Raw genomic sequence first — 14,117 nt, forward strand, 5'->3', positions numbered from 1 at the left:
TTGAAATTAATTTTTAAGAGATAGTATTGAATAGATGGATATAATGAAAAGAATGATGGAATAGTGTTTAATTGTTTTAAAAGAAAACATAAATAAAATAATAAGAAAAGGAAAGGAGAAAGCTATGCCATATCAGCAGAATAATTTTGAAGAAAATAAAGATAGGATTAGGATGAGTGGAGATGGTTTTAATACGGCACCTATTAAGAATTATCCAACAAAAATCAAATTTACCTCCATTCTTCTTTCAGTCGCCTTTTACTTATCCATTATCTATCTTGTATTGTTTATCTCTTACTTTGCACTTTCGGGTAATGCTTGGGGACTTTTCATTTTAATTTTTCTAGGACCAAACTTATTAAGTATTGTTATTGGAGCCATTTTTCTTAGAATAGGGATGGAGAAAGGGAATAAAACGCTACTCTATACGAGTTTCGTACTTTATATACTGTCCATTATTTTAGCTTATGATCCAGACTGGGGAGTTTTCCGAATTGCACCGATAGTTTTATCTATTCTCGTTTTAATAGGAACAATCCTAGCGAAAGAAGATAAAGAAGTATTGAGATATTAAGAAGGGAGAAACTCTTTTAAATCAGTATTTGCTTGATCAATGATCTTATCGAGTCAAGAAATTCTATCAACTTGTATATTTTTAAAATGTCATTAGATGGATGGAAGGATTCAGTGAATATCACATAGAAAATCGTTAATTCCAGCTTTTTAAGAAAGGCAAAATATTTTAGAAAAATGTCAGGAGAAAATTATGACAGATCAACAGCTAAATTGTGAAACAAACCAAAACAAAAACGGAATGCCTGAAAAATATGTTCAGCCACCAATGATGGGGGAAGGTCCAGAAAATCCTGCTCAGCCACCAATGGAGGGGGAAGGTCCAGAAAATCCTGCTCAGCCACCAATGATGGGGCAAGGTCCAGAAAATTCTGCTCAGCCACCAATGGCAACGCCAGTTCCAGAAAATGCTATTCAGCCATCAATGACGTATCAAGATCTAGAAAATCCTGTTCAACCACAAATGGCGGATCAAGGTCCAGAAAATCCTGCTCAGCCACCAATGGCGGATCAAGGCCTAGAAAATGCTGCTCAGCCACCAATGATGGAACAAGGCCTAGATAATCCTGTTCAGCCACCAATGACGTATCAAGGTCTAGAAAATCCTGTTCAACCACAGATGGCGGATCAAGGTCCAGAAAATCCTGCTCAGCCATCAATGGCGGAACAAGCCCCAGAAAATTCTGTTCCTAATAGGGGCCTTCTAACTCTTGTATTTTTCGTAAACATGGGCTTACTGATGCTTTTGATAGGTACTGCTGTGTTAATGGGAGGATGGGCGATTGTCTTTTTGATCTTTTTGGGCTATTACCTTACTTGTTATATTGCTGCGACAGTCTTACTTGGTATTGGAACAAAAACGGCTAATAAGACGATGCTATTTGTTTCAGTAGCTCTCTATTTTGCCTCCATGCTTTTTGCTGGTGATCCAGCTTGGTTAGCTATTCAAATTCCATCTATGATTTCAACTGTCCTTGTATTAATAGGGACTTTGCTACTGTAGGAATTAGAGTTGGAAAGAGGTTAAGTTAAAAGATATAGTTTCAAACTATATCTTTTTCTTTTTATAAAAAAAGGAATACTGGTGCAAAATCGTGATATAATAGTTAAGTTATATGGTCCCGATAAGGTGGTAGAAAGCATCTACCAGTTCTTTGTAACTCTATAACGATTATTTTTTAAGGGGGGACATTTTTATGTCAGAACGTAAATTATTCACGTCTGAATCGGTATCTGAGGGGCATCCAGATAAGATTGCAGACCAAATTTCAGATGCTATTTTGGATGCTATTTTAGAGCAAGATCCAGAAGCACACGTGGCTGCAGAAACAGCTGTTTATACTGGTTCCGTGCATGTCTTTGGTGAGATTTCAACTACAGCTTATGTCGATATTAACCGTGTGGTTCGTGATACCATTGCAGAGATTGGTTATACAAACACTGAGTATGGATTCTCGGCTGAAACAGTGGGAGTCCACCCATCTTTGGTGGAACAATCTCCTGATATCGCTCAAGGGGTTAATGAAGCTTTGGAAGTCCGTGGAAACGCAGACCAAGATCCACTTGACTTGATTGGTGCAGGTGACCAAGGTCTCATGTTTGGTTTTGCGGTGGATGAAACAGAAGAACTCATGCCATTACCAATTTCACTCAGTCACAAGTTGGTTCGTCGGTTGGCAGAGCTTCGGAAGTCTGGTGAAATCAGTTACCTTCGTCCAGATGCCAAGTCACAAGTCACTGTTGAGTATGATGAAAATGACCAGCCAGTGCGCGTGGATACGGTGGTTATTTCAACTCAACACGATCCAGATGTCAGCAATGAACAAATCCACCAGGATGTGATCAATAAGGTCATCAAGGAAGTGATTCCAGCTTCTTACCTGGATGATGAGACTAAATTCTTCATCAATCCAACCGGTCGTTTCGTTATCGGAGGACCTCAAGGAGACTCAGGTTTGACGGGGCGGAAGATTATCGTAGATACCTATGGTGGTTACTCACGTCACGGTGGTGGTGCCTTCTCAGGTAAGGATGCGACGAAGGTGGACCGTTCAGCTTCTTATGCAGCTCGCTATATCGCTAAAAACATTGTTGCTGCAGGTCTTGCTAAGAAAGCAGAAGTGCAATTGGCTTATGCGATTGGGGTGGCTCACCCTGTATCTGTTCGTATCGATACTTTCGGTACAGGAACAGTTGCTGAAAGCAAATTAGAAGCAGCAGCGCGTCAAATCTTTGACCTTCGTCCTGCAGGGATTATTCAAATGTTGGATCTCAAACGTCCAATCTACCGTCAAACAGCGGCTTATGGACATATGGGACGTACTGATATCGATCTACCATGGGAACGTTTGGACAAGGTAGAAGCCTTGAAAGAAGCAGTTAACTAAGGAGATAGAAAGGAGGCTGGGACAAAAGTCCTAGCCTCTCAATTGTCTTTGGATTATCGAACAAAACGCAGTGGTTGAGTGGGCTCTACTACGCTGATTTCATCAGCTTTTACAGCCCTACTCAACTGTGCGGAGGTGGGACGACGAAATCGAATTCTAACGAATTACCGATTTCTGTCCCACTCTCTTTTTATGAAATTAATCTACAAATGTAAACAAAACTATTGACAAACAAAATGGAAGGTGTATAATGAAACTACAAATGTAAATTAATTGTTCTTGATGAGAGCTAGAAAGGTAAAAGAATGGCAAAGATTTCAAGTGCGGAATGGGAAGTCATGAGAGTTCTCTGGACTAAGGGGGAAGCGACTTCTACAGAAATAACCAAGATTCTCTCCACCAAGCAGGACTGGTCAGCTTCGACGGTGAAAACCCTCTTAGGACGATTGGCAGATAAGGGCTATTTGACAAGTCGAAGAGAAGGTCGAACCTATTTGTATCAGGCCATCCTCAATGAAGAAGAGGCAAATTTTACAGCTGTCAATGAAGTTTTTAGTAAGATCTGCTTGACCAAGCATGGTCACATATTGGAGCGATTAATCCAGCAAACCCCTATGACCGAGGAGCAAATGAAGGGGTTGCAAGACCTCCTGGCTTCGAAAGTGAGCGTGGAGCGGGTTCAATGTGATTGCCAACCTGGCCAGTGTCACTGTGCCAGTCATGTGGAGGAAGATAAATGAAAGAAGAAACTTTTGTCGTCAATGGGATGACCTGTGCATCCTGTGTGATCAATGTGGAGAAAGCTGTTAACCATCTTGAGGGTGTTGAAAAAGCGACAGTCAACCTAACCACTGAAAAAATGACGGTTGAATATCAGGGGGAACCTTTGAGTCCAGAGGCTATTTCAAAAGCAGTAGCGGACGCCGGTTATGAGGCAGTAGTATACAATCCAGATACAGCTAAGAGCCAAGAAGAGCGAGAAGGTGACAAGCTACAAGTGATCCGAAAACGCCTCTTTTGGTCTTCCGTCTTCACCCTGCCTCTCTTTTATCTAGCAATGGGGCCCATGATTGGCCTACCGGCACCTGCATTTGTTTCACCTGATCAAGCACCTGTGGCTTATACTCTTGTACTTTTGGCCTTGACCATCCCTGTGATGGTTTTCGGTCGAGCCTTTTATCGAAATGGCTTCCGAACCCTTCTAAAAGGCCATCCCAATATGGATGCTTTGGTAGCTTTAGCGACTAGTGCAGCCTTTCTTTATAGTCTTTATGGGACTTATCACATTTTGCTTGGCCACCACCATCACGTGCACCAGCTTTATTTTGAATCTGTAGCCGTGATTTTAACCTTGATTACTTTGGGTAAGTATTTTGAAACATTATCAAAAGGGCGTACTTCTCAAGCTATCAAAAAGCTCATGCATCTGGCGGCTAAAGAGGCAACGGTCCTACGTGATGGAAAGGAAGTGAAACTACCTGTAGAAGACTTGGTCATTGGAGATCAGATCCTGGTCAAACCAGGTGAAAAAATAGCCGTTGATGGTCAAGTGGTTTCCGGACAATCAGCCATTGATGAAAGCATGCTGACGGGTGAATCTATCCCCATCCAAAAAACGGAAGGCAGTCCAGTTTACGCTGGTTCCATTAATGGGCAAGGAAGCTTGGTCTATCAGGCTGAAAAAGTTGGTCGAGATACCTTGCTAGCACAAATCATTCAGCTGGTGGAAGATGCCCAACAAACCAAAGCACCGATTGCCAAGATTGCGGATCAAGTGGCAGGAGTCTTTGTCCCTGTAGTCATGGGGATTGCCCTCTTATCAGGCCTCTTTTGGTACTTTATCATGGGTGAAACTTTCACCTTTGCTATGACGGTTACGATCAGTGTCTTGGTCATTGCCTGTCCATGTGCCCTAGGCTTGGCGACTCCGACAGCCATTATGGTGGGCACAGGCTTAGGGGCAGAGCATGGAATCCTCTACAAGAGAGGGGATGTCCTTGAGTTGGCCCATCAAGCACAAGTCTTGGTCTTTGATAAAACGGGGACCATCACTCAAGGTAAACCTCAGTTGTCTTCTTCCTATACCTATGGTCAAACGAACCATGCCTTACAAGTCCTAGCTTCTCTGGAAGCCAAGTCCGAACATCCATTGGGACAAGCTATTTTGGATGCTGCGAAAGAAGAGCATATAGACTTATTAGAGATGGAAAACTTCTCTAGTCTAACAGGAAGGGGCCTCACTGCTAACTATGGTGGGAAGGTTTATCTGGCTGGGAATCAAACGCTCATGGATGAGGAAGGAATCGATATTCATCTTGCCAAGGCTGACTTGGAGGACTTAACTCAGGATGGACAAACCCCGATTTTCTTAGCTGAAGATGGACAACTCATGGCCCTTTTTGGGGTAGCAGACCGGATCAAGGAAGATAGTTTAGAAATGGTTGCTAGCCTAGAAAAAATGGGCAAGAAGGTCATCATGCTGACTGGGGATAATGAACGGACTGCTCAGGCTATTGCCAAGAAGGCTGGAATCCACCAGGTCATTAGTCAAGTCCTTCCACAAGAAAAATCTCGGGTGATCCAAGAATTGCAAGCAGAAGGCAAGTCTGTGATCATGGTGGGAGATGGAATCAACGATGCACCAGCTCTTGCAACTGCGGATATCGGGATTGCCATGGGATCTGGGACAGATATCGCTATGGAAAGTGCCGATATCGTCGTCATGAAACCGCAATTGATGGATGTTGTCCGAGCCTTGGAAATTAGTCGTTACACGATTAAGACCATCAAGGAAAACTTGTTCTGGGCCTTTATCTACAATGTTTTAGCCATTCCGGTGGCGATGGGGCTTCTCTATCTCTTTGGTGGCCCGCTCTTAAACCCGATGTTAGCAGGTCTAGCCATGAGTTTTAGTTCAGTATCGGTTGTACTGAATGCTCTCAGATTAAAGAGAAAAAAATTGTAAGAACTAGGAGAAAAGTTACCTCCTCGAGTAAAAGAAAGGAAAATAATTATGTCAAAAACATACGAAATTAGTGGAATGAAATGCCAAGGTTGTGCCAATGCTGTCACTGAAAAATTATCCGCAGTAAAAGGTGTGGAAGAAGTAAAAGTTGATTTAGAGAAAAAACAAGTAACCATTGAAGGGAAACCTTGGAAATGGTCTTTGAGTCGAGCTTTAAAAGGCAGTAAATATGAATTAGGAAATGAAGTGAAATAAAGTCAGGAAAGGCGGTCCGAAAAGGGCTGCCTTTTTTAAAAAAACAACAAGAGAACACATAAATAAATTAGGCTTGCAAGCAAAAATATAAAAAAATAGTAAAACATATAGTTGATGTTTTCTAAGGATTGGATAGACCGATCAAAAGATAAGAAGTAGTGGAAAATGAAGCGTTTTTATGATATAATAGATGCGGTAATTTTTTACCGAATGATTGAAAGAGCTTATACAAATTTACATGAAAAAAATTATAATTAATGGTGGTCGCCCATTAAAAGGTGAGGTGACCATTAGTGGTGCAAAAAATAGTGTGGTGGCCCTCATTCCAGCAACTATTTTAGCAGACGAAATTGTGACCCTTGATGGTGTTCCAGATATTTCAGATGTGGCTAGCTTGATTGACATTATGAACCTCATGGGGGCAAAGGTGGAGCGAGATGGGGAGACTCTTATTATCGATCCGCGTGGTGTACAAGATATGCCAATGCCATTTGGAAAGATCAACAGTCTTCGCGCTTCTTACTATTTCTACGGAAGTCTTTTGGGACGTTATGGCCAGGCAACTGTAGGTTTACCAGGGGGATGTGATTTAGGTCCACGTCCCATTGATCTGCATTTGAAAGCCTTTGAGGCGATGGGCGCTAAGATGACCATGGATGGTTCGAGTATGAACCTTTCCACAAATGGGGAGCGTCTCCATGGCGCAGCTATCTATATGGATACGGTTAGCGTTGGAGCAACTATTAATACCATTCTAGCGGCTGTTAAAGCGGAAGGTCGTACTGTTATTGAAAACGCTGCTCGTGAACCTGAGATTATTGACGTCGTGACCCTTCTCAATAATATGGGGGCTCACATTCGTGGCGCAGGTACAGATATCATTACGATTGAAGGAGTAGACTTTCTCCACGGGACACGTCACCAAGTGATTCCAGATCGCATCGAAGCAGGGACCTATATCGCCCTTGCTGCAGCTGTTGGAGAAGGGATTCAAATCAACAATGTCCTTTATGAACACTTGGAAAGCTTTATCGCTAAGCTGGAAGAGATGGGTGTTCGGATGACGATTTCTGAGGATAGTGTGTTTGTTGAAAAGCAAGAAAATCTGAAAGCTGTTCACATTAAAACTTCTCCTTACCCTGGATTTGCAACTGACTTGCAACAACCCTTGACTCCATTGCTCTTGACAGCTAATGGAAAGGGAAGCATCGTAGATACTATTTATCAAAAGCGGGTCAACCATGTGGCTGAACTGATGCGCATGGGAGCGACCATTGAAACAGTTGGTGATCGCATTGTTTACCAAGGACCAAACCAATTAACAGGAGCTCCAGTTAAGGCGACAGACTTGCGTGCAGGGGCTGCCTTGGTGATTGCCGGTTTGATGGCTCAGGGTAGAACGGAGATTACCAATATTGAGTTTATCCTTCGCGGCTATTCGCATATTATTGAAAAATTGCAACAATTGGGAGCTGACATCGAGCTGATTGATGAAGCATAACGAACGATTTTTATGAACATTTGGACGCAACTAGCAGCATTTTCATGTTTTGAAACAGAGCGCCTCTTCTTGAGGCCCTTTCTATATAGTGATGCCGCTGACTTTTATACCATATCCTCCAATCCAGAGAATTTGCCTTTTATTTTCCCAGCACAAACGTCCCTAGAGGAATGCCAGTATGTCTTGGCCAATTATTTTCTAAAGAATCCTTTAGGAATATGGGCGATTTGTGACAAGGGAACAGACCGTGTGATTGGATCGATTAAGTTTGAAAAGTTGGATGAAATTAAGAAAGAAGCAGAACTTGGTTATTTCTTACACAAGGACTATTGGGGTCAAGGCCTCATGACAGAGGTTGTCAAAGAGATTACCTTCTTGTCCTTTCAGGAATTTCATCTCAAACAAGTCCGAATCATTACCCATGTTGAAAATATAGCCAGTCAACAGGTGGCTTTACATGCCGGTTATAGTTTGAAACGGCAATTCAAGGGGAGTGACCGCTATACCCGAAAGATGCGGGATTATTACGAGTTCTGCATAGATAGAGGAGATCTCAATGAGTAAACACCAGGCGATTTTAGATTATTTGGAGAAACTACCCATTGGCAAACGTGTCAGTGTGAGAAGTATCTCGAATTATTTGCAGGTGAGTGATGGGACCGCTTATCGGGCGATTAAAGAAGCTGAAAATCGTGGAATTGTTGAAACGAGACCTCGTAGTGGGACAGTTCGTGTCAAGTCCAAAAAGGCTGTCCTAGAACATCTGACTTTCCGAGAGATTGTAGAAATTACCGGTTCGGAAGTATTGGCAGGAAAAGAAGGGCTGGAACGAGAGTTCAACAAGTTTTATATCGGGGCCATGACAGAAGAGCATATTTTGGACTATGTCTCTGAAGGTGGACTCCTCATTGTGGGAGACCGGACCAATATCCAACGTCTGGCCCTCCAACACGACAATGCTGTTCTTGTAACCGGTGGTTTTGACGTCGATCCTTCTATTTTGGAACTGGGTCGCAGTGGTCAAACTCCTATCCTACGTACCAAGCATGATACCTATACTGTTGCGACCATGATCAACCGGGCCCTAGCCAATATGCAAATCAAGACAGATATTTTAACAGTGGAACAAGTCTATTCGCCCATGCATGAATATGGTTTTTTACGGGAAACAGATACCGTACGTGACTATTTAGATTTGGTAAGAAAGAGCCGGTTTAGTCGTTTTCCTGTCGTCAATCAACACCAGATGGTTGTTGGAGTGGTGACCATGCGAGATGCCGGAGACAAGACGCCCCAGACAACTCTGGACAAGGTCATGTCCCGTAGCGTCTTTACGACAAACCTATCCTCTAGTATCGCCAATGTCAGTCAACGCATGATTGCAGAAGATTTTGAGATGATCCCTGTTATTCGGAGCAATCAGACCCTGTTAGGGGTTATTACTCGTCGTGCGGTCATGGACCGGATGAGCAAGGAGCAATTGTCGGGCTTGCCAACCTTCAGTGAACAAATCAGTCAAAAAGTAGTTCTGCAAGCCAATCATTTTGAATTTACGGTTGAACCAAGTATGTTAGAAAAGAGTGGTGTTCTCTCGAATGGCGTTCTCACTGAAGTTCTAACAACAGTCACTCGCCAGCTCATGATGAATTCTGGGAAAAATTTAATCATCGAACAGCTCTTGGTCTATTACCTCCAAGCTGTTCAAGTGGACGATACCTTGCGGATTGAAACGCGTATTGTCCGACAGACTAGACGATCGGCTATTATAGATTTTGATTTGTATTTGAATTTACAGTTAGTTACCAAGGCCACCGTCACTTTGAAAATTAATTAGAATGGAAGTAGGAAATAGATGATTACATTGAAATCACAGCGTGAAATCGAAGCTATGGACCGAGCAGGAGACTTTCTTGCTAGTATCCATATTGGCCTTCGGGATTTGATCAAACCAGGTCTCGATCTGTGGGAAGTAGAAGAGTATGTTCGACGTCGCTGTAAAGAAGCCAATGTCTTGCCCCTTCAGATCGGTGTAGAAGGAAGTCTGATGGACTATCCCTATGCGACATGTTGTGGGATCAATGATGAGGTAGCTCACGCCTTTCCTCGCCACTATGTCTTAAAAGATGGTGACCTCTTAAAGGTGGATATGGTCTTGTCTGAACCCTTAGACAAGTCTGTTGTTGATGTCTCAAAGTTGGACTTTGATAATGTTGCACAGGTGAAAAAGTATACAGAAAACTACTCTGGTGGTTTGGCTGATTCTTGCTGGTCCTATGCAGTTGGGAATGTTTCCCAAGAAGTCAAAGATCTCATGGATGTCACCAAAGAATGTCTCTATAGGGGGATTGAACAAGCGGTTGTCGGAAATCGTCTAGGTGATATCGGAGCTGCGATTCAAGAATATGCTGAAAGCAAAGGTTATGGTGTAGTACGCGATTTGGTCGGTCACGGTGTAGGACCAACTATGCATGAAGAACCAATGGTGCCTCATTACGGACGTGCAGGACGTGGCTTGCGCTTACGTGAAGGGATGGTACTCACCATTGAACCAATGATTAATACCGGAACTTGGGAAATCGATACCGATATGAAGACAGGTTGGGCCCACAAAACCCTTGACGGTGGACTTTCTTGTCAGTACGAACATCAGTTTGTTATTACTAAAGATGGACCGGTTATTTTGACCAGTCAAGGCGAAGAAGGAACCTATTAAAATAAGTAGAGAGGAAAGAATGGAGCTGAAGATAAATAACGGTTTCGCTCTTTTCTCTTTTTATGACTTTGTTTAGGGGAGGAAAGATATGAAAAAGTTTCTAAAATGGCTAGGCCAACGACCGTTTATAAAGGGGTTCTTGCGCTTTTATATGGCCTCTGAATCGGACATCACAAGTATAGCAGTGGCCTATTATTTATTGATTTCCATTCTCCCTTTATTGTTGATTGCAGCCAATATTCTCCCTTACTTTCAGATTCGTCCGACTCAGATTTTGCTGACCTTGCGTGAAGTATTACCTGCCTCCATGTACCGCATTGTCTTGCAAGTGATTTCATCAGTGCTTACTAAGCCGTCTACTGGTTTACTGAGTTTCTCCATCATTTCGGCTTTATGGGTCTCCTCACAGTGTATCGCTTACCTGCAGAGAGCCTTCAATAAAAGTTATGGAGTGGAGAAGGAGAGGGGGATTATCTGGTCGAGAATCTTCAGTATTTTGATTAGTTTTGCTCTGCAAGGTCTGTTTGGTCTATCTCTGGTTTTGACCATGTTTGGCCGGATGATTATTCGTTCTGTCTATGAGATTTTTAAGTTTGATGAAAGTATCTACCTTCGTCTCTTAAATATTTCAGGACCTTCGGTTTACTTCCTTCTCTTTTTAACCTTGCTCTTGCTCTATTACACCCTACCCAATATCAAAATTCCTAAGTTTCGCTATGTCTTTCCAGGAGCCATCTTTGTGACAGCAGTCCTTTATTTGACCTTGAATATTTTCTGGAAATATGTTGATCACTACATCACGAGTTTCCTAGATGCTCGTTTCTTCGGGTCAGTCCTTTTAGCAATCATTATGTTCTGGTTTATCCTGGTAGCTAAGGTGTTGATTATTGGCTGTATCTTAAATGCTAGTATTCAATATGCGATTGAAGCGAGATTTGAAACAAAAGATGGGGATGTGGTAGCCAAGTACAAGTCTTCTAAGGTAGCTTTTCACCAAAAGGAAGCTTCTCTCAAGCGTCGTTTCCATCTTAAAAACTTGAGAAAAAAACAGGACTGATGTTAAAGAATAAAATAGGAGCAAGCCGGTTTTCAGCCGGCTTTTTTCTGGTTGTTATTTTTGTTGCATTTGCAATAAAAATGTGATAGAATCATTCATAAAGAAAGGAGGAATAGATGAAGGTTCTAAGAGAGATTGGCATCATAGCCCGAGCCTTAGATTCGATTGCCAATATTGAGTTCCGAGATTTGGATCTGGCAAGAGGTCAATACCTATATTTAGTACGGATCGGGGAGCAACCAGGGATCATTCAAGAGGAGTTATCCGATTTATTAAAAGTGGATCGCTCAACAGTAGCCCGCTCTGTTAAAAAATTAGCTGATAAAGGTCTCATCCGAGAATTAACTGATTCTTCCAATCAAAAGATAAAAAAATGGATTCTAACGGAAAAGGGACAAGCGCTTTATCCTTTTATCCTTGCTGAGCATGCTTATTCTGAGAAGACTGCCTTAAAGGGATTTTCAAAGCCAGAAATCCTTCAACTAGAAGAATGGCTTGCTAAAATGAGTAAAAATGTTGCAGCGGATTGGGAGCTAGTGAAAAAAGGTCGAAAAAGAAATTATAGTGAGGAAAAGAAATGAAAGTTTCAGTAGATCAAGCATTTTGGGACTTGTTTCCCCAAGCACAAGTAGTGGTGATGACAGTAGAAGGTATCGACAATCATGTTGACGAGAGCAAGGATCCTTATTTTAAGGATCTGCTCGACAAGGGAATCGTACGATCAAAAGAATATATTGATGAAGATCAGTTCACTGCTAGTCCAGTCGTTCAGGAATGGCGTCAGGCTTTTACTAAATTTAAGACCAAAAAAGGTGCACGTTCGTCAATCGAAGCCTTATTGAAACGTGTGTCGCAAGGACGGGAGTTTTATCCCATTAATCCTTTGGTTGATCTCTACAATAGTGTTTCGCTAGCCTATGCTATCCCCTGTGGTGGTGAGGATATGGAAAAGATAGCTGGAGGCTTATCTTTAGGAAAAGCCAAGGGGGGAGAGCCATTCTTCCCGCTAGGAGCGGAGGAGGATGCTCCAGCTTTGCCGGAAGAGATTATCTATTATGATCAAGAGGGAGCTGTTTGCCGTTGTTTAAACTGGCGGGAAGCCCAAAGAACCATGCTGACAGAAGAAACGCGACAGGCTATTCTTGTGATGGAGGCAGTGACTGAAGAGCAAGCAGAACGGGCCAAAGAAGCGATGGACGAATTAAAAGGCTTGGTCAAGGACTATTTTGGTGTGGAAGGAAAAATCTCTTATTTGAGCGCCCAAGAAGCTAGTCTGGAAGTATAAAAAATACCGTCAGAGCCATAAGAGTTCTGACGGTTTTTCTGTGTATAATGAGATGTCATCTCTTATTTCGGAAGACAAATAGTTTACTGAAAACATAGTTCAAAATGACAATCATAAATTGGGCGGCAAAGGTTTCGATGGTATTGATAGCCGTCCGATTCATATTAACGAACTGACCGATGATTTGTGGATACTGGGTTACAAAGATGGTAGTCATCAGGAGGTCCAGCACCAGTGTCCCCATTCTAGCAAAAGAGAAGACAATTAACCGTTTCAACCAGCCTTTTCTTTCTTGTTTAAAGACAATAGTATCATTGGTAGCAAAGGCAAAAAGTATTCCTGAAATATTTCCAATCAAGGTAGCTAGTTGTTCCTGGTCTGTCAGTTGGAAAACAATCAGCCGAGTAGCAACAGAAACAATCGTTGTAGCAACACCAAAAATCAGGTAGGCTAAGATTTCATTATCAAAGATTCGATGGACTAGTTTTTTCATACAATTAGTCTATCATAATTCCCTTATTTGTGCTATACTTATAAAGTTGATTTGTTGAATGCAACTCGTTCAGATGAACTTCATTAGCAAAAATCAACCCTTGGTGCTTAGCTTCTTTCACCAAGCATATTAGACGCGGGAAAACCGCTAAAGGAGAAAACGATGAAAAACTATACTGTTCGTGACTTGGCACAGATTGCCTTAGTTGCAGCTCTCTATGTGGCCTTGACCATTACGCCCCCGTTGAATGCCATCGGAAGCAACGAGATCCAATTTCGTGTTTCTGAAATGCTCAACTTCATGGCTTTCTACAATCGGAAATACATTTGGTCCGTTACCATTGGGTGTATGATTTCTAACTTCTTGAGTTATGGAATCGTCGACGTGATCGTTGGTGGTGGATCTACCTTGGTCTTCGTTACACTTGGAGTCTATCTTTTTAAACGCTATGAAAAGACAGATCTCTTTAATGGATGGATTCGCAAGGACCATTTCTTATTCTCAATTTTCTTTGCCCTCTCTATGTTCACGATTGCCCTAGAATTGCATATTCTAAACAAAACACCATTCTTCTTGAATTGGTTGACAACTGGTTTGGGTGAATTTGCTTCCCTGATTGTCGGAGCTATTTTGATCAAAAAGATTGCCCAACGAATTGATTTGACTCAATAATTCACTAGAGAGTGGGACAGAAATCGGAAATTCGTTAGAATACGATTTCGTCGTCCCACCTCCGCACAGTTGAGTAGGGCTGTAAAAGCTGATGAAATTAGCGTAGTAGAGCCCACTCAACAACTGCGTCTTGCTCGATAATCCAAAGACAATTGAGAGGCTAGGACTTTTGTCCCAGCCTCTTTTTTGATGTCCAGACCGATTCCGATCTCTTTT

At 42.2% G+C, this 14,117-nt stretch carries 15 protein-coding genes and 1 riboswitch; of the genes, 14 read left to right on the top strand and 1 reads right to left on the bottom strand.

Annotated elements, in window-relative coordinates:
• The first annotated feature begins 124 nt into the window (after positions 1 to 124).
• The 13 genes from QM873_RS04515 (at position 125) to QM873_RS04575 (ending at position 12,736) form a co-directional block, all read left to right on the top strand.
• Positions 125 to 574, top strand: coding sequence for a hypothetical protein (locus tag QM873_RS04515; RefSeq protein WP_414278890.1), 450 nt, complete (start codon positions 125 to 127; stop codon positions 572 to 574).
• 192 nt (positions 575 to 766) lie between these two features.
• Positions 767 to 1,576, top strand: a complete 810-nt coding sequence (locus QM873_RS04520) for an ABC transporter permease (RefSeq protein WP_414278891.1) — start codon at positions 767 to 769, stop codon at positions 1,574 to 1,576.
• Positions 1,577 to 1,769: 193 nt separating this feature from the next.
• On the top strand, positions 1,770 to 2,960 hold the full coding sequence (gene metK / locus QM873_RS04525) for a methionine adenosyltransferase (protein WP_048716930.1): 1,191 nt from the start codon (positions 1,770 to 1,772) through the stop codon (positions 2,958 to 2,960).
• Positions 2,961 to 3,265: 305 nt separating this feature from the next.
• A complete protein-coding gene (locus tag QM873_RS04530; protein WP_048716931.1) occupies positions 3,266 to 3,700 on the top strand; it encodes a CopY/TcrY family copper transport repressor in 435 nt (144 codons plus the stop codon).
• Entirely contained in the window at positions 3,697 to 5,925 is a 2,229-nt protein-coding gene (locus tag QM873_RS04535) for a heavy metal translocating P-type ATPase (RefSeq protein ID WP_414278892.1), read from the top strand. Before QM873_RS04530 ends, QM873_RS04535 begins: the two co-directional genes overlap by 4 nt.
• A 48-nt stretch (positions 5,926 to 5,973) precedes the next feature.
• Complete coding sequence (copZ, locus tag QM873_RS04540; RefSeq protein WP_006596060.1) at positions 5,974 to 6,180, top strand: copper chaperone CopZ; 207 nt, start codon at positions 5,974 to 5,976, stop codon at positions 6,178 to 6,180.
• A 238-nt stretch (positions 6,181 to 6,418) separates the two neighbouring features.
• Entirely contained in the window at positions 6,419 to 7,681 is a 1,263-nt protein-coding gene (locus QM873_RS04545) for a UDP-N-acetylglucosamine 1-carboxyvinyltransferase (protein ID WP_414278893.1), read from the top strand.
• A gap of 12 nt (positions 7,682 to 7,693) precedes the next feature.
• The gene (locus QM873_RS04550) at positions 7,694 to 8,245 is read left to right on the top strand and encodes a GNAT family N-acetyltransferase (protein ID WP_048688090.1); all 552 of its coding nucleotides are present in this window, start codon (positions 7,694 to 7,696) and stop codon (positions 8,243 to 8,245) included.
• Positions 8,238 to 9,515: a CBS-HotDog domain-containing transcription factor SpxR gene (gene spxR / locus QM873_RS04555; protein ID WP_195549946.1), complete on the top strand. Its 1,278-nt coding sequence runs from the start codon at positions 8,238 to 8,240 to the stop codon at positions 9,513 to 9,515. The genes QM873_RS04550 and spxR overlap by 8 nt, the downstream gene beginning before the upstream one ends.
• Positions 9,516 to 9,533: 18 nt before the next feature.
• Positions 9,534 to 10,394, top strand: coding sequence for a methionyl aminopeptidase (locus QM873_RS04560; protein WP_414278894.1), 861 nt, complete (start codon positions 9,534 to 9,536; stop codon positions 10,392 to 10,394).
• A gap of 88 nt (positions 10,395 to 10,482) precedes the next feature.
• A complete protein-coding gene (locus QM873_RS04565; RefSeq protein ID WP_006596065.1) occupies positions 10,483 to 11,451 on the top strand; it encodes a YihY/virulence factor BrkB family protein in 969 nt (322 codons plus the stop codon).
• A gap of 116 nt (positions 11,452 to 11,567) precedes the next feature.
• A complete protein-coding gene (locus QM873_RS04570) occupies positions 11,568 to 12,032 on the top strand; it encodes a MarR family winged helix-turn-helix transcriptional regulator (RefSeq protein ID WP_287515927.1) in 465 nt (154 codons plus the stop codon).
• On the top strand, positions 12,029 to 12,736 hold the full coding sequence (locus QM873_RS04575; protein ID WP_414278895.1) for a B3/B4 domain-containing protein: 708 nt from the start codon (positions 12,029 to 12,031) through the stop codon (positions 12,734 to 12,736). The genes QM873_RS04570 and QM873_RS04575 overlap by 4 nt, the downstream gene beginning before the upstream one ends.
• 55 nt (positions 12,737 to 12,791) lie before the next feature.
• Here the strand turns inward: QM873_RS04575 and QM873_RS04580 are convergent, their stop codons facing one another.
• Positions 12,792 to 13,229: a GtrA family protein gene (locus tag QM873_RS04580; RefSeq protein WP_287515929.1), complete on the bottom strand. Its 438-nt coding sequence runs from the start codon at positions 13,227 to 13,229 to the stop codon at positions 12,792 to 12,794.
• Between the two features lie 28 nt (positions 13,230 to 13,257).
• Positions 13,258 to 13,394: riboswitch (PreQ1 riboswitch) on the top strand.
• Here QM873_RS04580 and QM873_RS04585 point away from each other — a divergent pair.
• Positions 13,392 to 13,901, top strand: a complete 510-nt coding sequence (locus QM873_RS04585; protein WP_048716949.1) for a QueT transporter family protein — start codon at positions 13,392 to 13,394, stop codon at positions 13,899 to 13,901. It overlaps the preceding riboswitch by 3 nt.
• The last annotated feature ends 216 nt before the right edge of the window (positions 13,902 to 14,117 follow it).

The sequence above is a fragment of the Streptococcus australis genome (assembly GCF_047463015.1).
Classification (GTDB): domain Bacteria; phylum Bacillota; class Bacilli; order Lactobacillales; family Streptococcaceae; genus Streptococcus; species Streptococcus australis_F.